The organism is Lysinibacillus sp. RC46 (genome assembly GCF_041262385.1).
GTDB lineage: Bacteria > Bacillota > Bacilli > Bacillales_A > Planococcaceae > Lysinibacillus.
In genome coordinates this window covers 35,804-56,611 of record NZ_JBGCCF010000032.1, presented here as the reverse complement: position 1 = coordinate 56,611, position 20,808 = coordinate 35,804, and the positions used below count along the sequence as shown (strand labels likewise).

Sequence of the window (20,808 nt, the reverse complement as noted above, 5' to 3'; positions counted from 1 at the left end):
ACTATCTCCTATAGGAAATCCAACAGATTCCCCAGTTGTCCGGATCAACTGGAAATTCTATCGGAAAGAGCTCTTACTACTAATATACGAGGAGGTAAGTTATGAATATAGTTCAAGCAAACACTATTTCACCAGCTATTAGAAAACTACTTTCTTTTGCAACTTCGGATGAAAAAGTTCAACAAGAGTATGAAAAATATATACTTTTATCGAATAGGACATTGTATAGCATTGAATTCGAAGGTGAAATTGCTGGTTGTATTGGTATAGAACAAATCAGCTTATCAGAGTGCGAGATTAAGCATATTGCTGTATTAGCTGATCAAAGAGGAAAAAACATTGGGAGTAAAATGATTAATTTTATAGCAAGTAAGTACCCATCAATTGTTGCTGAAACAGATTATGAGGCCGTAGATTTTTATCGACGCTATGGTTTTTTCATAACTAGCCTAGGAGAGAAATACCCAGGTGTAGAACGCTTTCTATGTCAATTTAATAAACAATGAAAAAACCTGCATTGCTTTTCCTAATGAAAAGCAATGCAGGTTTTTTATGATTTTGGATTAAAAACCTTTTGGTCAAGAATGTTTAATGCATGATGAATGTCATCTAAGTCTTTTTTAGATGCATGTTGAATAAGCTGTTGAAAACGCTCTTCTATACAGGCAAATGCTTTCTCCATTACTTTTTCTCCATCTTCTGTAAGGCAAACATAGTGCTTTCTACGATCTTCGGTATCGTTAATTTTTTTAATTAACTTTCTTTCCTGTAATTTCCGTAATTCACGACTTGTATTTGGTAAGGACATATGCTGACAATCACTAATTTCAGTAGGCGTAACTGGTTGGCTTACTTTTATATATTCTAGAATTTTATATTGTACAGGTGTAATATTATCGATTTTAACGTTTTGAGTTAGTTCATGTGTTACTTGATGTACCGCTGTTGTAAATGCTACAAACTGATTAAATAATTCTTTTTTGTCCAAACGTGACCACCTCTTATTGACAAGATAACAAAAAACTTATCTTAAAACAATTATCATTTGACAACTAAAATCAGGCGGTTTATTATTTAGTTATCAAATGATAAGTAATGGAAGGTGCATGATGAACACATTAATTATTTATACATATCCCAATCATAAAAGTTTGAATTATGCTTTTTTACAGGAGGTTAAGAAGGGCTGTAATGACAATCCTTTCATAAGGGATATTCAAGTACTAGACTTATACGAGGAGCAATTTGATCCGCTTTTAGTATTCCATGAACATAAACGCCGTCGTGATATGTTTCGTGATCCAAAACTTGAGAAATATCGAGAACAAATTAGGTGGGCTGATAAAATCGTTTTTGTTTATCCGATATGGTGGGGAAGGCCACCAGCAATGCTTCTAGGGTATATTGATCAATTGTTTTCGGCCAATTTTGCTTATAAAGATAAAAAAGGACTATTTCCTGAGGGGCTTCTTAAAGGAAAATCAGTGGTGTGTATTTCGACAATGAAGGGGCCAACAAAATATCCACTATTATGGCTAAATAATGCTCATAAAATATTAATGAAAAGAGCGTTATTTAATTTTGTTGGCATTAAACAAGTGAAGTTTTTTGAATTTGGCAACATGGAGAGTGGGAAGGGGAGACAAAGCAGAAGACTCGAAAAAGTTTATCAATATTTTAGAAAAATAGCTTACTAGTTCATCTGCCTAATAGACTCGTGCGGACGAAGATTGAATCTTCTATTCGTTTGCACGAGTCTGATCTATTTCTACTGGCAGTGTTACAAAAAACGTTGTATATTCAGCAAGCTTGCTTTCAACAGTAATGGTTCCGTTATGCATATCGATGATTTTTTTCACAATAGATAGTCCTAAACCACTGCCGCCATTCTCAGCCGTCCTTGATTGGTCAGCCTTATAAAATCGCTCAAATACATGCTTTTGTTGTTCCGTTGTTAAACCGATACCATTATCACGAATGGCAATAGTGATCGTGTCCATTTGTTTTGTCATTGATATTGTAATAGTGCCAGTAGTTGGCGTGAATTTAATGCTGTTGCTTAGTAAATTCATCCATACTTGATTCATTAAATCTTCATCCGCCATTAGCGAAATATTTTCTAATTGCATATCCATGTCGATATTTTTAGCTAACCAATTTGGTTCTAGCGATAGTACGACATTACGCAATTGCTTATCAAGTCGGTAATGCCTTGGCTCGAAGGGGTGGTGTTGTGATTCTAACGACGTTAGCTTTAGTAAATTGTCACTAATTTTTGATAGTCGATTACTTTCCATCTCAATGATTGTTAAATAATGCTGTCGCTTATCCTCTGGGAGGTCTATGTTTTTCAATGCTTTAGCAAAGCCGTTAATAGATGTTAGAGGCGACTGAATTTCATGAGATACATTCGAAATAAATTCTTGGCGCATTCTTTCCATTTCACCTAATTCGACTGCCATATGGTTGATGCCATGTATTAATTGACCAAATTGATCTTCGTCATCTGCTTTCAGATCTAATTTGACAGAAAAATCACCTTTAGCAATCCGGCTTAATGCATCTACAATCGTATTCCAATAGTTCCGTTGTCTTTTTAGCCCAATTAAAAAGGTGATGATGACTGAGCAAGCAAAGAGAACAAAAACACCAACTACGGTCCATAATTGAAGCCAGAAACCTTGTGGATGTTTGCCTAACCAATCATAAATCCAGGACGTTATGTGGTAGGAAATAAAGGCAAAGACGATGCTAATGATAAGAAGAAGCATTAAAGTTAAAAAAGCTTTAAAAAATTTTTTAGTCTTCTCATGAAACAAGTTCCAATCGATAGCCTAGGCCGCGAATTGTACGAATAGAAAATCCGCTTGTTTCTTGAGGGAAACGTTGACGAAGTCTTTTAATGTGAACATCGACTGTTCGTTCATCACCTTCATAGTCGTATCCCCAAATTTCTTCGATTAGCTGTTCACGTGAAAAAGTTTTTCCAGCATAGCTTGCTAACGTAAATAATAGTTCAAATTCCTTTAAACGAAGTGTTAAAGATTCACCGCTATACAAGACTTCATGTGTATTACGATTTAACTTAATATTGCCGGCTTCCACAAGTTGAGATAGGGAAATATGGTATCTTTTAAGTATTGATTTCACACGGACGATCAGCTCTGCAGGCTCAAATGGTTTAACAAGATAATCATCTGTCCCAAGATGAAAACCCTTTACCTTTTGCGAGGTTTCTCCCTTTGCGGTTAACATTAAGATTGGTAGATTATCATTAAATGAACGAATTTCTTCGCATAATTCCCAGCCATCCATATTTGGCATCATAATATCCATAATAATCATATCCACCTTATCGGAATCCAATTTGGACAGTGCATCCACACCGTCCGTAGCTTCAATTACCTCTAAACCTTCATTTTGTAAAAATACCTTAACTAATTCCCGAATATGCGCATCATCATCTACAATTAATAGTTTTGTCATGCTAACAAATCCCTTCGTTATTCCTCTTTAATACGTAATTGTTGCTTGGCAAACTCTCGATACATATCATGAGTCTCAAATAGAGTATCATGAGTGCCACTGCCCGTAATATGTCCTTTCTCCACAAAAAGTATTTGATCTGCATCTACTACTGTAGAAAGGCGGTGTGCAATTACAAGCGTTGTTCTACCTTGCATTAAATTATCTAATGCTTTTTGAACATAGATTTCCGATTTACTATCTAGACTAGATGTTGCTTCATCTAGCATTAATATTTGAGGGTCACGCAAAAGAGCTCTAGCGATAGAAATTCGTTGTCGTTGACCGCCAGAAAGCTTAATGCCACGTTCTCCTACCGCTGTATCAAATTGCTCTGGTAATTCATTAATAAATTGATCGGCATAGGCCATTTTAGCAACTCTATCAAGCTCTTCATCCTGCACTTCTCTGTCAATGCCATAGCAAATATTTTCACGAATCGTTCCAGATAGCAGCGCACTCTCCTGAGCAACGTAGCCGATTTGGCTTCTCCAAGAATGTAGGGAGTACGTGTTGATAGGGGTTTCACCGAGTGTGATACTTCCATTAGTAGGCTGATAATATCTTTCTAACAGAGAAAATGTTGTTGTTTTTCCTCCGCCACTAGGGCCGACGATGGCGGTAACTTTACCTGGTTCAATGGTAAAATTAATATTCGATAAAATTAGGTCTTCTCCATATGCAAAGTCAACATTTTTTACATAAATCGGTTGATCCACTTTTTCTAATGTGTTTCCTTCGAAAATATTTTCTTCCTCATGCTCAAGTAATGCACTAATTCGCTCAGTAGCACCCATTGCTTTTTGTAGCTGTGTAAAGAACATTGTTAATTGGGTCATCGGCATGATGATTTGGATTAAATATAAAATAAATGCCACCATGTCGCCAGCTGTAAGCTCTCCTGAAGAAACTCGTACACCGCCATAACCAATAATAGCCACAAGAACTGACATTAATACAAACGAAATGAGAGGCGAAATAAGAGCATGGATTTTAGACTCTTTTAAACCAAACGTAAAGAGGTTTGTAATGCCTTTCTTGCCACGCTCATATTCAATATTCTCGGCATTTGAAGCTTTTACTAAGCGCGTTTCAGGTAAAACTTGATTGAGCACAGCCGTAAATTTTGCTGTCTCATCTTGCATTCCTTTTGAAATGACAAACATTCGTCTTCCTAACAGCATTAAAATAACCATAGCAAGCGGAACAGCAATCAGCATGACTAAGGTCATTTTCCAGTCTAAGATTAATAGAATGATGGTCGATCCAATAATAGAAATAACGCCTGATAAACAGTTCGCAAGATGTTCCGTAATGAGATCCTTGACAACAGCTGTGTCATTCGTAACACGACTTAATGTTTCGCCTGTATCGTTCTCATCATAATAAGGAATTGGTAAGTGAAGTAGCTTTCTCCAAAGCTGATCTCGTAATTTCGCGACAACATGATGTCCGACACGGTTTAAATAATAAATGGAAAGTCCACCCGCAATAGTCTGCGCGATAAAAGCAATCCCTAATAAAAGTATTTGCCAATAATCAAGGGATGCTAATGAAAAGCCATCGACTAATTTTTTTGTAAATAACGGAACGATAAAGCCTACGCCCGTAGTTGCTAAACTCATTATTAATGCAATAATTAAAAGCCATATTGGTGGCTCAGCCTGTTTGACTAAGCGAACAAAGCGCCGCCAATCCTTCAGTTTTGTCGTATCTTTTGAAGCCTCCTGCAAAATAAATCCTCCTTCGAATTCATCAACAATAAAATATGAATCTTTTATGTTACTAACTATAGCATGTCTTTATGAACTGAATATGAAATGAGAAGGTGATGAGGATAGGTGGCAGGAACATAAAAAATTCCACATCAGAAAAACGCGAAAAATCAATGTTTTAAAATTGATTTCTCGCGCTTTTTAAAGTTTCGATAGCTAAGACCAAGCCTCTTTTTAATAATTATACTCGTCAACAGAACCAAGTACAAACCCTAATATTCCAAATAAGAGCATTATTACTACATATACAGCGATTGCAATCAGCCCCCATATTAAAGCGGATTTAGCTGCTTTAGGCTTTTCATCTTTCCATACAAAGTACATAATAATCCCTAAGAGCGGTACACAACAAAAAGAAAGGATGTTAATAGCTATATTTGGTTTATCCTCGGGGTTTGTATTATTTACACGAACACCACATTTTGGACAAATTTCTGCTTGTGCCGCAATTTCTTCATTACAGTGTGGACAAAACATATTAAATTATACCTCCTAAAATTAAAAGAATTCCCATTTTCCTACTGTTTTTCCTTCATTGTTTTTTTTCCCGATTAAATAAGCATCAATTAAAATGGGTAAACCAACAAAAATGAATCCTAAAGGAAAAGGAATGAAAAAAATAATTATTGTAGATATAAATAAGCAAAGAAATCCCTTCCCCATTTGATTATTAATGATTTGGCCTACACCAGGTATTAGAAATGTAAGTAATGCAGGAACTAATGGATGAGTACCCTTTGGAGATTTTTTTAAAATAATACCGCATGAAGTACACATTTCTTGTAAAGCATTTAATTCATTCCCACAATTCTGGCAGTAATTATGTACTTTGAATTTTCTAACACCACAATTTGGGCAAATTTCTGCCTGTTCTGATAGATTGGATGCACAATAGGTACAAAACATTTTCAGTCTCCTTAGTTAAAAATTAATGAACCAATATATTCTCCTTTTTTATAGAGATAAATAGTTAGATTCCAAAATAAGAGAGCGGCGTGTAAAATCATAAAAACAATACCTATTCCACCGAGTATTCCTGTTACTAATCGCCGATAGTTAGTACTAAGCCATTTATTAAATAATTGTCCCGTTCCGTCTATAATCATAGGAATTGTTAAAATAAGAGCATAAAAAAAAGGTAAAACTTTAAATAACGCCAATATAATGCCAATTACATATCCAATACAAATTCCTGTGCAACGTGCGCAAATCGGAAATTGAACACCTCTATAAAAAAAAGATCGGCTTGGTAATCTATGGCAAAGGAACAAAAATTGAAAATATCGATTCACGAAATCACCTATTTAATCAAGTTTTTCAATAAAAGGAAACAACGAATATAATATACTATAAAAAGGAATATTGGAATAATAAAAATTAATTTTAACATAATTTAGTATAAAATGATTAAATGGATAGGGATTTATTCCTATGGAAAATTCCCTAGATTTTTCAAGAAGAATGTTTAAAATAAGTTCCTTTTTTTGCAGGGATATTATATAATATTATAAACCGACAGTCGGTCTATTGGTGTGGTATCTCATTCTATTTGAAAAGTATAAAAGTCACCATGTTGACTTCTTGGGAACCGTTATGTATCATTTGGTAAACATGGTGACTAAATAGAGAGGTGCTACATATGGATTTAAATCTTTTATTGAAGGAATTGCATTTTATGCAGCAAAGTTATGCGACATTGTTTTCAGTTGTCAATAAAGTTCAAATAAGAGGAGATGAATATTTAGAGGTATTAACTTCGAGACAGCATATGGCTCTTATTGCCATTGCCCATTTACCATTAGAAAATACAACGCTCGTAAATATCGCTAAAAAGCTTGGGACAACTAAGCAAACTGCGAATAAGTTAATAACGAGTCTTGTGAAAAAAGGATATGTCCAAACGATACCAAGTAAATTAGATAAAAGATCGATCAATGTCGAGATTACTTCAGAGGGAAAAAAAGCTTTGATTGTTTGTTCGGAGAAGTCTACTTACTTTTTAGCAGATATCTTTAAAGACTTTAAAACTGAGGAAATTGAAACATTGTGGAAGTTATTGCAAAAACTTTACCGTTTTGATGGTGAGGAACTAGATGGGTATGAAGAAACGGTAAATATGGAGATTGAGGAACCAGAACGGATTTCGGACTTCCAAGAGCGAGTTTTAACTGAGTTATTAAAACGACGATATGGAGATGAAGAACGCCATGATTAAAGGAGATACACCATTTTTTTATCCTCAAAAAGCAAAAGATACTAAGCAGAAGTTAACAGAAAAAGTTTATCTTATGAAACGTAAAATAAAGAAATCTGCGTATGAGGTTAAGGAAAAATTTTATCGGATTTCAAAAATTAGTCGTACTGGAAATTATGTATCCATTATCGTGGGGTTCTTATTGCTAATAATGTCTTGGAGTACGCAAATGGAGTGGCTCATTTGGTTAAGTACTATAAGTATTTTTAGTAATGTCTTTCTTCTTACAATACAATTTCTACACTTTCAAAAGGGTCATGAATGTTAAAGGAAGGGGTCTAATGAATGGAATCACAGATTAATAGAAAAGGCTTTTCAACAGATTTTAACCTTATGGTGATTGGGCAAATTATTTCTATTTTAGGGTCTGCGCTTTTAAGGTTTGCCTTATCACTTTATGTACTAGATATTACAGGACGTGCAGATCTTTTTGCAGTACTATTTGCGATATCGAGTGTCCCGATTTTACTAGCACCGCTTGGAGGAGCAATTGCTGATAGGTTTAATCGACGCAATTTGATGGTGATTTTCGATTTTACGAGTAGCATAATTGTGTTTAGTTTCTTCGCAATGCTAGCGATTGGTAATAGTTCCGTTTGGCTTATTGGTGTTGTGATGGTACTGCTTTCCTTTGTTAGTGCTATGTATGCACCTGCAGTGATGGCAAGTATTCCAGTACTTGTAGAAGAGGAAAAGCTTGAGCAAGCAAATGGAATTGTCAATGGTATTCAATCATTGTCTAATGTAGCTGCTCCTGTATTAGGTGGAATACTGTACGGTATGATTGGCTTAAAAGTACTTGTCTTGGCAAGTGGAGTGTTCTTTTTCCTTTCTGCCATATTAGAAATGTTTATTCATATACCATTTATCCGACGAGAGAAGAGCGGACATATTATTCCGACGCTTGTAAATGATTTGAAAGAGGGCTTTAGCTATGTAGTGAAGAAATCTTTTATATTCAAATGTATGATTTTAGCGGCATTATTAAATTTATTATTAACACCGTTGTTTGTCGTGGGGGTACCGATTATTCTCCGTGTTACAATGCAAAGTAGTGATACTCTGTATGGTGTAGGGATGGGGCTAATCGATTTTGCTACAATTTTAGGAGCTTTATCTATGGGATACTTTGCGAAAAAAATGGGTATCAATAATTTATACTTTTGGGTGTTTATCACCGCTTTATTGATTGTTCCAATGGCTCTAGCAGTTACGCCTCTCATACTTCATCTAGGTTTCTATCCGTCTTATACTTTATTTGTTGGTAGTGCGCTTATCATCGCTATGATTCTGACCATTATTTCAATATATGTTATTACACTTGTACAAAAAGAAACGCCTAATGAAAACTTAGGGAAGGTCATGGCTATTATCATTGCCGTTTCACAATGTATGGCACCGATTGGGCAAATATTGTATGGTTTATTATTTGAAGCGTTTAGTATTAAAGTCTACGTTCCTATTTTAATGATTAGTATGGCCATGGTAGTGATGGCAATTGTAACAAAGAGAATTTTACGATTTGAAAAGAGCGAGGTAGCAGAATGATTGAAAAGAAATCTGCTACTCTATGTTTTACTCTTCAATAATTCTAAACAAAATTAAATACTGACGATCATTTTCAAATGATTAACCTTTGAGTCCCTTAAAGCACAGCAAAAGGGGCTCTTTTTTATAGATAAAAAAATTAGGTGTATTGCTTTGAGGAAATATAGGCTTATTATTGACCGATTAAAGGATCTTTTTGTTGATATTTTACTTATGTGTACCTATTTTTAGCTGATTGTAGAGGAAATCATTCTAAAGTGGATACAAATGGTTAATTTAAACCCCTAATAATATATTAATATGGTAAATAATACTTGACCTTCAAGTTAGTTGAAGGTTTACATTGGAGTTAAGAGAGGTGTAATGCTTTGAGGAAATTTATGACAATTCAAGATTTCTCTGAAAGAACAGGTATAGCCAAAAGTACATTACGATTTTATGAAACTAAAAATTTACTGTTACCGGAGGAAAGAAGTTCAAATGGCTATCGAGTTTATACGGATAGTCAAATTGCAACTGTAAAGTTAATATCCACGTTGCGATTAGCAGATGTACCTATACATGAAATTCAAAATTATTTACACGAGCAGGATGAAACGACTCGCCAGGAAATGATGAAAACGTGGATTCAACATATGAAACAAAAACGAGAACTGTTGGATATTAGCTTACGCTATTTAGAAAGTGACCCCATTCGAGATGATATCTATTTGATTGATAAAAATGATGAAAAAATTATTTGGTATACAGCTCAATCCACAACTGGTAAATTTGGAGCTCATTTTGAAAACAGAGCAAATGAATTAAAACAATTAAATATTAGCATTAAAAGTTATTATTTAAATTATTTATCAGGCCAAGATGTAATCAAAGCTCAAATTGGCTTTGGTGTTCCAGCAAATACAAACATAAATGATATAGCTGAAAGTGATTTTATTGAACATATGCCTTCTTGTATATGTCTGGCATTGCCATTTAAAGAACAAATGTCAACGATCAAGGATGGATACGTTAAATTACTTCAATACGCGCTTCAACATAAATGGGTACCGACACGCTCCATTCTTGAGTGGTATCGAGGTGATGATTTTACTCAACTAGATTTATTGTTACCTGTTATACAAATTGAGTAGGGATAAAAGGACTGGGGATAGTTTGAGGGAGGAGCAATATGAAACGATTCATCCGCTTTTGTATGAAAAATGCTTTAACAATGATATTAGTAATACCTCTTATTATTGTAGGAGGAATTTATTCATTACAAACATTACATAGTGAGAAGTACCCGAATATTGATATTCCATATTTAACAGTAGTTATTCCTTATCAAGGAGCTTCACCTGAACAAGCGATGAATGATATAGGGGAGCAAATGGAAAGGGAATTTAAGAAGCTAGAAGGGAGAAAAAATGATTATACAAACGGTGTAGCCAATGCCGTATATTCAACTATTGAATTTGAAATGACAATGAATATGAAGGAAGCGGAGCAGCTCGTAAGGAGAAGTGTAGATAAATTACAGTTGCCTAAATTTGCAGGGGAGCCGAGGTATGAATTAACTAAACCTGGTGGAAACCCAATAATTTTCTCAATGGGCATATATGCTACAGAAAAAAATGATGAAGTTGAAACCTTTGTAAAGAATACTATAATTCCACAACTTTCTGTAATAGAGGGTATAAGTGATATAGAAATCAGTGGAACAACGGAAAGGTTTGTCATTATTCAACTCCTGCCACATCAATTGATGACAAGAGGAATTTCTTTAAACGATGTTCGAGAAGCTATTTTGGCAAATAATCTTTCAATGCCGACTGGAGACATCTCCATTTCAAATGAAGTATTGCCAGTACGAATAAATAGCGAGCTAAAATCTATTGAGGACATTAAAGACATAAAGCTTTTTACTAAAGAAGTAAATTCGCAAAATATTACAACCACGAATTTAGGCGAAATAGCTGAAATTTCATATGAAAGTGATTACACAAACAATATGACACGCATTAACGGAAAACCTGGCGTAAGTTTCAGCATTATCCCTGAAGGTGGTGCTAATACAGTAGCAATCGTTGATCAAGTGAAAAAAGAAATAAATAATTTAGCGATTCCGGAAGATTATAAAGTCGAAATCTTACGTGATCAATCCATCGAAATTAATCAATCGGTCCATTCAATGCTACGTGAAGTATTTTTAGGGGCATTAATGACAATCATCATCACCTTATTATTTTTAAAAAATATCCGTTCGACCATTATTGCTGTCATCTCCATTCCGGTCTCAATTTTTGCATCTTTTCTTTTGTTGAAAGCAATGGGATATACATTAAATATTATGACACTTGCTGGTATTGCTGTAGCAGTTGGGCGAGTTGTAGATGATTCAATTGTCGTCATTGAAAATATATTTAGAAGAGTAAGAGCTTCAAAAGAAAGAAATGTAGAATTAATAGAGCAGGCTACAAGTGAAGTAGCATCTGCGATTACTTCCTCAACGATCACAACAGTTGCTGTTTTCTTACCACTTGCCTTTGTGCCAGGAATTGTAGGAGGTTTTTTTAAGCCACTTGCATGGACTATTGTTATTTCATTGTTGATTTCATTAATTGTTGCTGTAACCGTTGTTCCAATATTGTCCAAGATCTTTTTATTAAAAATTACGCCTAAAGAATCAAGTGAAAATAGACTTCAAACTTGGTATCGCAACAGTTTGACTTGGGTTTTACATCATCGTTTAGTTACTTTAACCGTCGCAATATTAATTTTGATAGGTTCTATTTTCATTATTGCACCGAGGCTAGGGACAACCTTCTTGCCACAAGAGAAAGTGAATGATTTCAAGGTCGACATCACAATGGCAAAAGGAACTGCTCCAATGAAAACAGCTGATGTCGTAAGTAGAGTAGAAAATATATTATTAGATCGAAAGGACATCAACCTTATAAATACTAATATTGACGGACACTCTGGAAGTGCGACGATTTCATTCGTTGTCAATGATTCTGTTGGAAATTTGACCGACTATGTAAATGACGTTCGCCTACAATTAACAACGATCTCTGAACCAGAGGAAATGACAGTATCAGGTATCGGTGGAATTATAGGAGGGGAAGAAAGCAGATACACCCTAGTTGTAAACGGGGCGGATTTTGAGGATATTAAAAAAGCAAGTGAGCAGATTACAACGGCTTTAAAAGAAGTACAAGGGATGAAGGATGTGACAACATCTTTAGAAGGAGAAGTACCTGAAATCGTTTTCGATTTGGATGATAAAAAACTTGCTGCAAAAGGATTAACTCCAGCTATAGTTGCACAAAGCCTTCGAACACTCATTAATGGTGATGTAGTAACGACCATGAGACTTGAAGAGGAAACGAGAGAAGTGAACCTAGGTTTGAAAATGGATGAGGTTACATCTCTTAAAGATTTAGGACAGCTCCAAATCAGTAATGCAATGGGAATGCCTGTCTTTCTTCATGAAATAGGAGAACTGAAGAGGGTTAATAATGTAACTTCAATTACTCATCTAAATGGCAATGAATATATCATGGTGTATGGAACTATTACTGATGAAAAAGTAGGAGATGTAACTGCAAAAGCAGATAAGGTACTTAATAACTTACGGCTTCCTGAAAATATTAGCTATTATAAGGAAGGTGTATCTGCATCGATGGATGATGGTTTCAAAGATTTGTCGATTGCCATAGCAATTAGTGTTATCTTAGTTTATTTGGTTATGGTTTTTACCTTCAAAGAAGGAAAAGCACCGTTTGTTATCTTGTTCGCTATTCCATTTTCTATTATAGGTGCATTAATTGGACTTTATATTATGAAGGAACCAATCGGTATGCCAGCAATGATCGGTTTACTAATGCTAAATGGAATTGTCGTAACGAATGCTATCGTTCTAGTTGATAAGGTGAAGCAATTTGAAAGATGTGGAATGACCAAGCAAAAAGCTTTAATTGAAGCAGGGGTCGTACGTATTCGCCCAATTTTGATGACTGCAATTGCAACAATGGGTGCATTAATCCCGATGGCTATTTCGAATGAAACTGGGATGATATCGAAGTCTCTTTCTGTTGTAGTTATAGGAGGGCTATCTACTTCTACTTTTTTAACATTGTTTATTGTACCTATTCTTTATAGTCTATTTAAAAAGAATTAAAATCATAGAGAGGTAGGGACATAAGTATATTTTCAAGAAAAGAATTTCTTTACATCAGAAAAGCGCGAGAAATCAATGTTTCTAAAATTGATTTCTCGCGCTTTTTAAGAGTTGCCCAGTTTTGTCCCAGCCTTTTTAACATTAGTACCATCTTCTCCGACGCCTAACAGGTATCCTTTGCCGAGGCAGAGACTCAGCAGACGGGAAGATTGGTTGGGGGATGCTTTCAATATCAGAACGAACAATTTGGTGTTCCGGGGGTTCTACTTTTGAAAAAGTGATATTTTGAGTATTGTTCAAGAGTGGAGAAGATAGCTGATTATATTCCACATTGTCTTCTAAATGAGTTGTTTCAGTAGAGTGAGTAGTGTTTTGAGTACTAGTTAAGAGAGGGATAGTTTGCGGAGTATATTCTATTTCGTCTTCTAAATACGTTGTTTGCATTGAAGCTTGAGAGTATTCAGTTGGCGTGATGTGTGCAGTAGTGTTCAAGAGTGGTACAGTGTGCTCATTATTGCCCATAACAATAGTAGAGTCGTCATGATGCTGTTCTTGCGAATGCTCTATTTCATGTTGGATTTCAGCATGTGGCTCTTGCACAGGGTGAACATCCTCCATGACAAGTATTGGTCGCATCATGTCATGATCTTCATGCTCTAGGAAATGGCAATGCCACATATAATGACCGGCATGATCTTTCCAATGCATAATAATTTTCGTAACTTTCCCTGCTTCCGCTTTTACAGTATCCTTCCAACCTTGCTCATAGTTATGCGGTTTTTCAGGGGGACCTGTAAATTCCAGTCTACCTTCATTTTGATATAGCTCCATATCGAAAGGGCGTCGTTCTAGTATTTTAAATTGAATTAAATGTAGATGAATAGGGTGAACAAACTGCGTGGCATTGATAAAATTCCAAATCTCTATACTATCAAGTGCAGGCTTTTCGGTAGTAGGATCATGATACATACGATTATTTAATAATAACATTGGTCGACCAAAATCGTCTGTCGTAGCAGTTAATGGTAAGTGTCTCTCGATATGTGCATCGTGTGAATGTAAATCCATTGATACTGCGAGTCTTTCTGGTATTTCACTAGCATCCTCACATTTTAGAGGAAGACACACGTTAAACTGCATGATTACTCGTGTATGTTCATCAATGAAATCTTCATCAGAATTGACTAACGTTATTTCCTGACCTTCACATGATGAAAAATCGACAATAACATCTGTTCGTTCTGCCGGCAATAATTCTACAGATTGAATTTCTTGAGGGGCTGTTAAAAAGCCTCCGTCTGTTCCGATTTGTATCATAGGCTCATCGTTTGAAAGGCTAATGACATAACCTCTTCTATTGGAACCATTGAGAAAACGAAATCTATACTTACGAGGCTCGACATTTAAATAAGGCCAGACCTTGCCGTTTACAACGATGGTATTACCAACAAAACCAGGTGTAATAGATGGATGAACGGGAACTGGAAATGGTGGTTCATCAGGATAGAAAAGTGAGCCGTCTTCATTAAACGATTTATCTTGTATTAAGATAGGATACTCATAGTCACCACAAGGTAGGTTAGAACGCTCCTCAAGCGAATCTCGAAGTAAATAAAAACCGGCTAATCCAGCATACACATTTAAACGAGTTAGCGCCATTGCATGATCATGATACCACAGTGTTGTGCCTGGTTGATGATTAGTATATTCATGTATTTCTTTATTGAACTTTGGACCTGTTTGCGCATAATCTCTTGTATACCATGCATCGGGATGGCCGTCACTCTCCCAATCTACATTTGCGCCATGTAAATGTGTAACAGTTCTTACTTCCTTTGAATCGTTTGCCACATGAAGTGAAAAATCAACGGGTAAAAAGTGGTTTAAGGGCAATTGATTTTTATATCTAACATAAATGCTTTTGTCTTTTGTAGCCTCAATTGTCGGTCCGGGATAAAGCCCGTTATAGCCCCATATGATTGATTTTGGGAAATCTTTATGGAAAGAATGCTCTGCTTGCATCATTTTAAGTTCATAATAGTTTTTTCTCTGTTGACCTTTATAATATTTAGGTTTAGCGGTAACCGGTTTTGGCAGCTCATCCACAAATTTAGGTATTGTTGCTGGATCTGTAGGATTAACTTCTTTAGTCAAAACATCACGTCCCTTTTCAATTCTTAAAATTGCTCATTACCTTATCATATGGGTAAAAACAATAGGCAACTAGGACAATAATGGAGATAATTGTACTTAATAAAAAAATATCTACATTTAACTGTGCTATTTGTGAATTATTATAGGTTTTTTAGTGGCAAATTTTACTTCCTCTTTGCAATTGTGAATAGGAATTTTTAAATTGAAAGGGTTATTATTTTTATGGGTTGCACTAAAAAGAAAAAAATTACTACCCGAATCATTTGAAAACGTTATTCTATCAACGTACAATATATGAAATTAAGAAACACGACAGCACAAAATTGTTGTATAATGTTGTGGTATGAGGAAAGAAAGCAGGTTGACAAAAATGGAAAGCAAAATGAATGTATACGCAGTTATAAACATACAAAAGCATCAGGCATTGGGGTTAAAGAATATGCTAGATGTGAAACATAAGGTGAATATATGAAAAACTGGTTGATTTTCATTTCTGTCTTTATGGTTTCGTTGTCACTTGTCATTAGTATTTTAGTACTCTGGAAAGCCGAGGCTCCATTCCATTCAATTGAAGATCAGGCTGAACAGTTGGCACTCGATGCCAAAGCCCTCGCAATTGTCTCGGAGTCTTACACATATAATGGCAAACATTCGTATGTCACTGTGTTCGGGGTAGATGAATATGGTGATAAAAAAGCTGTCTTTGTTCCGACGAATCTAAAAGCTGATTCAATTAAGGAAGTACTTTTAAAAGATGGTATTACGGAAAAGCAGGCATTATCGGTTTTGAAAAAAGAAGGCAATGTACAAAAAGTCCTTAATATCAAATTAGGCTATGAGGAGCCAGGTGCTGTTTGGGAAATTACATACCTAAACGATCACGATAAGCTCAACTATGTCTATATTATGTTTAAGGACGGCGACTGGTGGAAGCGCATTACGAATTTATAAGAGGAGTAGATCCCGTATGAAAAATTTATTAGCAAACCGTGTAAAAACTTTAACACCTTCTTCAACTTTAGCAATTACTGCGAAAGCAAAGGAATTAAAAGAGCAAGGTATTGATGTTATTGGTCTAGGTGCTGGTGAGCCTGACTTCAACACGCCACAAAATATTTTAAATGCTGCTATTGACTCGATGGAAAAAGGTTTAACAAAATATACACCTGCTGGCGGTCTTCCAGTACTTAAGAAAGCGATTATCGATAAACTTCAACGCGACAACAATCTTACATACAAGCCGAATGAAGTAATTGTAGGTGTTGGAGCAAAACATATTCTTTATACTTTATTCCAAGTTATTTTAAACGAGGGCGATGAAGTTATTATTCCAATTCCTTATTGGGTATCTTATCCTGAGCAAGTAAAATTAGCGGGCGGTGTACCTGTTTATGTGGAAGGCACACGTGAGCAAGGCTATAAAATTACTGCGGATCAATTAAGAGCTGCTGTGACAGATAAAACAAAAGCAGTTATTATTAACTCTCCTAGCAACCCATCAGGTATGATTTATTCTCGTGAAGAGATTGCTGAAATTGCTGCTGTTGCAGAAGAAAAAGATATTTTAATCGTGTCAGATGAAATTTATGAGAAGCTTGTATACAATGGTATTGAGCATTTTTCAATTGCACAGCTATCTGATGCAGTGAAAGCACGTACAATCGTTGTAAATGGTGTTGCAAAATCTCACTCTATGACAGGTTGGCGTATCGGGTATGCTGCAGGGGATGCGGACATTATTAAATCAATGACCGATCTTGCATCACACTCTACATCAAACGCAACAACAACTGCACAATATGCAACAGTGGAAGCGTATAATGGACCACAAGACGCTGTAGAAGAAATGCGTCAAGCATTCGAATCTCGTCTTGAAAAAATTTATCCACAGGTAAGTGCAATTCCTGGCTTCAACGTTTTAAAACCTCAGGGTGCATTCTATTTATTACCAGATGTAGCGGAAGCTATGGCTCATACTGGCTATGATTCAGTAGATGCATTCGCTTCGGATATTTTAACGGAAGCAAACGTAGCAGTGATTCCAGGTTCTGGATTTGGTGCACCAACTACAATGCGATTATCTTATGCTACATCTTTAGACTTATTAGAAGAGGCAGTCCGTCGAATTGATACATTTGTAAAATCAAAATGGCAAGACTAATCCTTTTAACCAACTTTGGAGGATTTCTATGAAAAAAATTATGATTCAAGATATGCCAAAGCATATCGGCGAAACAATCAAGCTAGGTGCTTGGTTAGCGAACAAACGATCAAGTGGTAAAATTGCCTTTTTACAACTACGTGATGGTTCTGGCTTTGTACAGGGCGTTGTTGTAAAAGAAGAAGTAGGCGAAGAAATTTTTGCCATTGCAAAAGGTATGTCCCAAGAAACTTCTATGTACATTACAGGAGAGGTTAAAGCAGATGAGCGTTCAAGCTTTGGTTGTGAGCTTGTTGTAACTGGTATTGAAGTGCTTCACGCTGCAACAGATTTTCCGATTACGCCAAAAGAACACGGTCCTGAGTTTTTAATGGATAACCGTCACTTATGGCTACGTTCTCGTAAGCAACATGCGATCATGAAAATCCGTAACGAAATTATTCGTGCAACTTATGAGTTTCTTAACAACACTAGCTTTACAAAAATGGACCCGCCAATTTTAACTGGATCATCTCCTGAAGGTACTTCTGAGTTATTCCATACAAAATATTTTGATGAAGATGCATTCCTTTCACAATCTGGTCAGCTTTACTTGGAAGCGGCTGCGATGGCTTTAGGTAAAGTGTTCTCATTCGGCCCAACATTCCGTGCTGAAAAATCTAAAACACGTCGTCACTTAATCGAGTTTTGGATGATTGAGCTGGAAATGGCGTTTGTTGAATTTGAAGAAAACTTAGAAATGCAAGAACAATACGTGGAGCATATCGTGCAATCAGTTCTGGCAAATTGCAAATTAGATTTAGAGCGTCTTGGCCGTGATACATCTAAACTTGAAAATATTAAAGCACCATTCCCTCGTATTTCTTATGACGATGCCATTAAATTATTACATGAACAAGGATTTGACGATATTGAATGGGGCGATGATTTCGGTGCACCACATGAAACAGCAATTGCTAATTCATATGACAAACCTGTATTCATCACATGCTACCCAGTAGGCATTAAGCCGTTCTACATGCAACCACATCCTGACCGCGATGATGTAGTATTATGTGCAGATTTAATTGCACCAGAAGGTTATGGTGAAATAATTGGTGGTTCTGAGCGTATCCATGACTTTGATTTATTAAAATCTCGTCTTGAAGAACATCATTTATCTTTAGATGCTTATGCATGGTATTTAGAGTTACGTAAACAAGGCTCTGTGCCACATTCAGGCTTCGGTCTTGGATTAGAACGTACAGTAGCATGGATTTCTGGCACGGAGCATATTCGTGAAACAATCCCATTCCCACGTTTATTAAACCGCTTATACCCTTAAGCAATTTAGGTTTTGAAAGTGTAAAATTAAAAAAGTCGCGTAGTGATATGTCTACGCGGCTTTTCTACTTACGATGGAAAAGGAGTCAAGTATAATATGAGCGCAAATAATAATCGACTCCGTACATGGACTGAGCAGAGAATGATTCAAATTCCTCAGCTTTTTTTTCAGTTTTATAAGGAGTTAAATATTGAGGATGATGAGGCACTTATTGTTATGCATTTACTTGCATTCAATATAGAGGGGAATGATTTTCCAACGCCTAATGATCTAATGAATCGTCTAACAATGCCTAGCAATGACATTACTTCACGTCTACAGCGATTAATGCAAAAAGGTTTCCTAGAAATAACAAGCGACGTCGATGCAAGTGGCAAACTATATGAAAAATACTCGGTATACCCACTGTGGGAGCGTATTATGCAGATAATTGAAATGAAGGAACATCAAAAATCCGCAACATCACTTCGACAAGAAGAGGGGGAGGTTTTCCGATTATTTGAAGAGGAAATGGGGCGTCTTTTATCTCCTTTAGAGCTAGAAAAAATCGGATTTTGGTTAGATGAGGATAAGCACAGTCCGGCGCTTATTAAGGAGGCGCTTAAGGAGGCTGTGTTTGCTGGCAAGCTAAGTATTCGTTATATTGATCGAATATTACTGGAGTGGAAAAAGAAAAATATTACGACACCTCAGGCTGCACAGAAGCAAAGCGAGCAGTTCCGTGAAAAACAAACATTTAACCGACCGCCAGTCCGAACAGTGCAGCAAGAAACGCAGTCGACAAATAAAGTACCATTTTATAATTGGTTAGAAGAAAGAGAATAGGGGGCTTCCAACATGTTAACAAAAAAACAATGGGAGCATTGTCTAGCGGAAATGGATCGTATGTTTCCTGATGCACATTGTGAGTTAGTACATGACAATCCGTTTGAACTAACTATTGCCACGTTATTATCGGCACAGTGTACAGATGTACTTGTAAACAAAGTAACGAAAACATTGTTTCAAAAATATAAAAAGCCGGAAGATTACTTAGCTGTATCTTTAGAAGAGCTGCAACAGGACATTCGCTCCATTGGTTTGTATCGAAATAAGGCAAAGAATATTCAAGCATTATGTCAAAGGCTATTAGAGGAATACGAGGGAGAAATACCTGCAAGTCGAGAAGCGCTAGTCACATTGCCTGGAGTTGGTCGTAAGACGGCTAATGTCGTGTTGTCTGTTGCTTTTGAAATTCCTGCCCTTGCAGTGGATACACATGTAGAGCGCGTCTCTAAACGATTAGGGCTATGTCGCTGGAAGGATTCAGTGCTTGAAGTCGAAGAAACAATTATGAAAAAAACACCGATGGACAAGTGGTCGAAAACACATCATCAACTAATTTTCTTCGGTCGTTATCATTGTAAAGCTCAAAACCCTAACTGTCACACTTGCCCTTTACTTAATGACTGTAGAGAAGGGCAAAAGCGTTTAAAGAAAGGGTTGGTGAAGGAAGCGTGAATGTAGAGGCACTTGAAAAGGAAAAAGTAGATGCCTGGTTTGCAGAGTGGGTGGAACTCGAAGGCAAAATTCATGCAGCTCATGATGCAAGAAATGGTGAAGCAAAAGGATTGATGGACATGGCCATTCTATTGTTTGAACGCTTAGTGCAAGAAGTAGGGGATGAAGTGTTGCCTATTAACGGTGTCGAACGATTAACCTTTATAAAAGCAAAGCCTGGCCAATATGCCTGTTATCGTCAGCTCGATGAATTATTTAAGGAAACAAAAAAACGAGCAGCACGGCTACGCTTGCAGGCTGCAAAAAAGTAATACAACAAATAAACACAGAAATATAAAAAGAGGCTGGTACATAACTGGTCAAAACCTTAAAAGCGCGAGAAATCAATTAATGTTGAATTTC

The 20,808-nt window shown here is 36.2% G+C and carries 21 protein-coding genes; 13 read left to right on the top strand and 8 right to left on the bottom strand.

Features of this window, described 5'->3' with window-relative positions:
• The first annotated feature begins 101 nt into the window (after window positions 1-101).
• Window positions 102-506, top strand: coding sequence for a GNAT family N-acetyltransferase (locus tag ABH966_RS22260; RefSeq protein ID WP_370082254.1), 405 nt, complete (start codon window positions 102-104; stop codon window positions 504-506).
• A gap of 44 nt (window positions 507-550) precedes the next feature.
• On the opposite strand, the gene ABH966_RS22255 is transcribed toward ABH966_RS22260, so the two are convergent.
• Window positions 551-988 (bottom strand): MarR family winged helix-turn-helix transcriptional regulator, encoded by a 438-nt coding sequence (locus tag ABH966_RS22255; RefSeq protein WP_370082252.1) that lies wholly within the window; start codon window positions 986-988, stop codon window positions 551-553.
• A gap of 121 nt (window positions 989-1,109) precedes the next feature.
• Between ABH966_RS22255 and ABH966_RS22250 the strand changes: the two genes are divergently transcribed.
• Window positions 1,110-1,697, top strand: coding sequence for an NAD(P)H-dependent oxidoreductase (locus ABH966_RS22250; protein ID WP_370082250.1), 588 nt, complete (start codon window positions 1,110-1,112; stop codon window positions 1,695-1,697).
• Between the two features lie 42 nt (window positions 1,698-1,739).
• Here ABH966_RS22250 and ABH966_RS22245 read toward each other — a convergent pair whose 3' ends face one another.
• From ABH966_RS22245 to ABH966_RS22220, 6 genes are all read right to left on the bottom strand, one after another.
• Window positions 1,740-2,771 carry a HAMP domain-containing sensor histidine kinase gene (locus ABH966_RS22245; RefSeq protein WP_483308142.1) on the bottom strand — a complete coding sequence of 344 codons (1,032 nt, stop codon included), beginning with the start codon at window positions 2,769-2,771 and terminating at the stop codon, window positions 1,740-1,742.
• Between the two features lie 37 nt (window positions 2,772-2,808).
• Window positions 2,809-3,486 carry a response regulator transcription factor gene (locus ABH966_RS22240; protein ID WP_370082246.1) on the bottom strand — a complete coding sequence of 226 codons (678 nt, stop codon included), beginning with the start codon at window positions 3,484-3,486 and terminating at the stop codon, window positions 2,809-2,811.
• A gap of 17 nt (window positions 3,487-3,503) precedes the next feature.
• Window positions 3,504-5,258 (bottom strand): ABC transporter ATP-binding protein, encoded by a 1,755-nt coding sequence (locus tag ABH966_RS22235; RefSeq protein ID WP_370082244.1) that lies wholly within the window; start codon window positions 5,256-5,258, stop codon window positions 3,504-3,506.
• Window positions 5,259-5,474: 216 nt separating this feature from the next.
• Window positions 5,475-5,777 carry a zinc-ribbon domain-containing protein gene (locus tag ABH966_RS22230; protein ID WP_370082242.1) on the bottom strand — a complete coding sequence of 101 codons (303 nt, stop codon included), beginning with the start codon at window positions 5,775-5,777 and terminating at the stop codon, window positions 5,475-5,477.
• A gap of 21 nt (window positions 5,778-5,798) precedes the next feature.
• Window positions 5,799-6,206, bottom strand: a complete 408-nt coding sequence (locus ABH966_RS22225; RefSeq protein ID WP_370082240.1) for a zinc ribbon domain-containing protein — start codon at window positions 6,204-6,206, stop codon at window positions 5,799-5,801.
• Window positions 6,207-6,217: 11 nt separating this feature from the next.
• Complete coding sequence (locus tag ABH966_RS22220; RefSeq protein ID WP_370082238.1) at window positions 6,218-6,592, bottom strand: DUF2085 domain-containing protein; 375 nt, start codon at window positions 6,590-6,592, stop codon at window positions 6,218-6,220.
• A gap of 347 nt (window positions 6,593-6,939) precedes the next feature.
• Here ABH966_RS22220 and ABH966_RS22215 point away from each other — a divergent pair, with 347 nt between their 5' ends.
• The 5 genes from ABH966_RS22215 to ABH966_RS22195 all read left to right on the top strand — a co-directional run bounded on the left by ABH966_RS22215 (window position 6,940) and on the right by ABH966_RS22195 (window position 13,267).
• Window positions 6,940-7,515 carry a MarR family winged helix-turn-helix transcriptional regulator gene (locus ABH966_RS22215; RefSeq protein ID WP_370082236.1) on the top strand — a complete coding sequence of 192 codons (576 nt, stop codon included), beginning with the start codon at window positions 6,940-6,942 and terminating at the stop codon, window positions 7,513-7,515.
• Window positions 7,508-7,822: a YtxH domain-containing protein gene (locus ABH966_RS22210; RefSeq protein WP_370082234.1), complete on the top strand. Its 315-nt coding sequence runs from the start codon at window positions 7,508-7,510 to the stop codon at window positions 7,820-7,822. The genes ABH966_RS22215 and ABH966_RS22210 overlap by 8 nt, the downstream gene beginning before the upstream one ends.
• 17 nt (window positions 7,823-7,839) lie before the next feature.
• The gene (locus ABH966_RS22205) at window positions 7,840-9,102 is read left to right on the top strand and encodes an MFS transporter (RefSeq protein WP_370082232.1); all 1,263 of its coding nucleotides are present in this window, start codon (window positions 7,840-7,842) and stop codon (window positions 9,100-9,102) included.
• Window positions 9,103-9,482: 380 nt separating this feature from the next.
• Window positions 9,483-10,235 carry a helix-turn-helix domain-containing protein gene (locus ABH966_RS22200; protein WP_370082230.1) on the top strand — a complete coding sequence of 251 codons (753 nt, stop codon included), beginning with the start codon at window positions 9,483-9,485 and terminating at the stop codon, window positions 10,233-10,235.
• Between the two features lie 38 nt (window positions 10,236-10,273).
• Window positions 10,274-13,267 carry an efflux RND transporter permease subunit gene (locus tag ABH966_RS22195; protein WP_370082228.1) on the top strand — a complete coding sequence of 998 codons (2,994 nt, stop codon included), beginning with the start codon at window positions 10,274-10,276 and terminating at the stop codon, window positions 13,265-13,267.
• Between the two features lie 141 nt (window positions 13,268-13,408).
• Here the strand turns inward: ABH966_RS22195 and ABH966_RS22190 are convergent, their stop codons facing one another.
• Window positions 13,409-15,421, bottom strand: coding sequence for a multicopper oxidase family protein (locus ABH966_RS22190; RefSeq protein ID WP_370082226.1), 2,013 nt, complete (start codon window positions 15,419-15,421; stop codon window positions 13,409-13,411).
• Between the two features lie 468 nt (window positions 15,422-15,889).
• Here ABH966_RS22190 and ABH966_RS22185 point away from each other — a divergent pair, with 468 nt between their 5' ends.
• The 6 genes from ABH966_RS22185 (at window position 15,890) to ABH966_RS22160 (ending at window position 20,717) form a co-directional block, all read left to right on the top strand.
• Window positions 15,890-16,372: a cell wall elongation regulator TseB-like domain-containing protein gene (locus ABH966_RS22185; protein WP_370082224.1), complete on the top strand. Its 483-nt coding sequence runs from the start codon at window positions 15,890-15,892 to the stop codon at window positions 16,370-16,372.
• A 16-nt stretch (window positions 16,373-16,388) separates the two neighbouring features.
• On the top strand, window positions 16,389-17,582 hold the full coding sequence (locus ABH966_RS22180; protein WP_370082222.1) for a pyridoxal phosphate-dependent aminotransferase: 1,194 nt from the start codon (window positions 16,389-16,391) through the stop codon (window positions 17,580-17,582).
• A gap of 28 nt (window positions 17,583-17,610) precedes the next feature.
• Window positions 17,611-18,906, top strand: coding sequence for an asparagine--tRNA ligase (gene asnS / locus ABH966_RS22175; protein ID WP_370082220.1), 1,296 nt, complete (start codon window positions 17,611-17,613; stop codon window positions 18,904-18,906).
• Between the two features lie 96 nt (window positions 18,907-19,002).
• Window positions 19,003-19,731 carry a DnaD domain-containing protein gene (locus ABH966_RS22170; RefSeq protein ID WP_370082218.1) on the top strand — a complete coding sequence of 243 codons (729 nt, stop codon included), beginning with the start codon at window positions 19,003-19,005 and terminating at the stop codon, window positions 19,729-19,731.
• 12 nt (window positions 19,732-19,743) lie between these two features.
• Window positions 19,744-20,406 carry an endonuclease III gene (gene nth, locus ABH966_RS22165; protein ID WP_370082216.1) on the top strand — a complete coding sequence of 221 codons (663 nt, stop codon included), beginning with the start codon at window positions 19,744-19,746 and terminating at the stop codon, window positions 20,404-20,406.
• On the top strand, window positions 20,403-20,717 hold the full coding sequence (locus ABH966_RS22160) for a YpoC family protein (protein ID WP_370082214.1): 315 nt from the start codon (window positions 20,403-20,405) through the stop codon (window positions 20,715-20,717). The genes nth and ABH966_RS22160 overlap by 4 nt, the downstream gene beginning before the upstream one ends.
• The last annotated feature ends 91 nt before the right edge of the window (window positions 20,718-20,808 follow it).

Excerpts from the sequence above, each read along its gene's own strand:
- ABH966_RS22260 (WP_370082254.1), top strand. The coding sequence starts at position 102 with ATGAATATAGTTCAAGCAAACACTATTTCACCAGCTATTAGAAAACTA.
- ABH966_RS22250 (WP_370082250.1), top strand. The coding sequence starts at position 1,110 with ATGAACACATTAATTATTTATACATATCCCAATCATAAAAGTTTGAAT.
- ABH966_RS22245 (WP_483308142.1), bottom strand. The coding sequence starts at position 2,771 with ATGCTTCTTCTTATCATTAGCATCGTCTTTGCCTTTATTTCCTACCAC.
- ABH966_RS22240 (WP_370082246.1), bottom strand. The coding sequence starts at position 3,486 with ATGACAAAACTATTAATTGTAGATGATGATGCGCATATTCGGGAATTA.
- ABH966_RS22230 (WP_370082242.1), bottom strand. The coding sequence starts at position 5,777 with ATGTTTTGTCCACACTGTAATGAAGAAATTGCGGCACAAGCAGAAATT.
- ABH966_RS22225 (WP_370082240.1), bottom strand. The coding sequence starts at position 6,206 with ATGTTTTGTACCTATTGTGCATCCAATCTATCAGAACAGGCAGAAATT.
- ABH966_RS22215 (WP_370082236.1), top strand. The coding sequence starts at position 6,940 with ATGGATTTAAATCTTTTATTGAAGGAATTGCATTTTATGCAGCAAAGT.
- ABH966_RS22210 (WP_370082234.1), top strand. The coding sequence starts at position 7,508 with ATGATTAAAGGAGATACACCATTTTTTTATCCTCAAAAAGCAAAAGAT.
- ABH966_RS22205 (WP_370082232.1), top strand. The coding sequence starts at position 7,840 with ATGGAATCACAGATTAATAGAAAAGGCTTTTCAACAGATTTTAACCTT.
- ABH966_RS22200 (WP_370082230.1), top strand. The coding sequence starts at position 9,483 with ATGACAATTCAAGATTTCTCTGAAAGAACAGGTATAGCCAAAAGTACA.
- ABH966_RS22195 (WP_370082228.1), top strand. The coding sequence starts at position 10,274 with ATGAAACGATTCATCCGCTTTTGTATGAAAAATGCTTTAACAATGATA.
- ABH966_RS22185 (WP_370082224.1), top strand. The coding sequence starts at position 15,890 with ATGAAAAACTGGTTGATTTTCATTTCTGTCTTTATGGTTTCGTTGTCA.
- ABH966_RS22180 (WP_370082222.1), top strand. The coding sequence starts at position 16,389 with ATGAAAAATTTATTAGCAAACCGTGTAAAAACTTTAACACCTTCTTCA.
- asnS (WP_370082220.1), top strand. The coding sequence starts at position 17,611 with ATGAAAAAAATTATGATTCAAGATATGCCAAAGCATATCGGCGAAACA.
- ABH966_RS22170 (WP_370082218.1), top strand. The coding sequence starts at position 19,003 with ATGAGCGCAAATAATAATCGACTCCGTACATGGACTGAGCAGAGAATG.
- nth (WP_370082216.1), top strand. The coding sequence starts at position 19,744 with ATGTTAACAAAAAAACAATGGGAGCATTGTCTAGCGGAAATGGATCGT.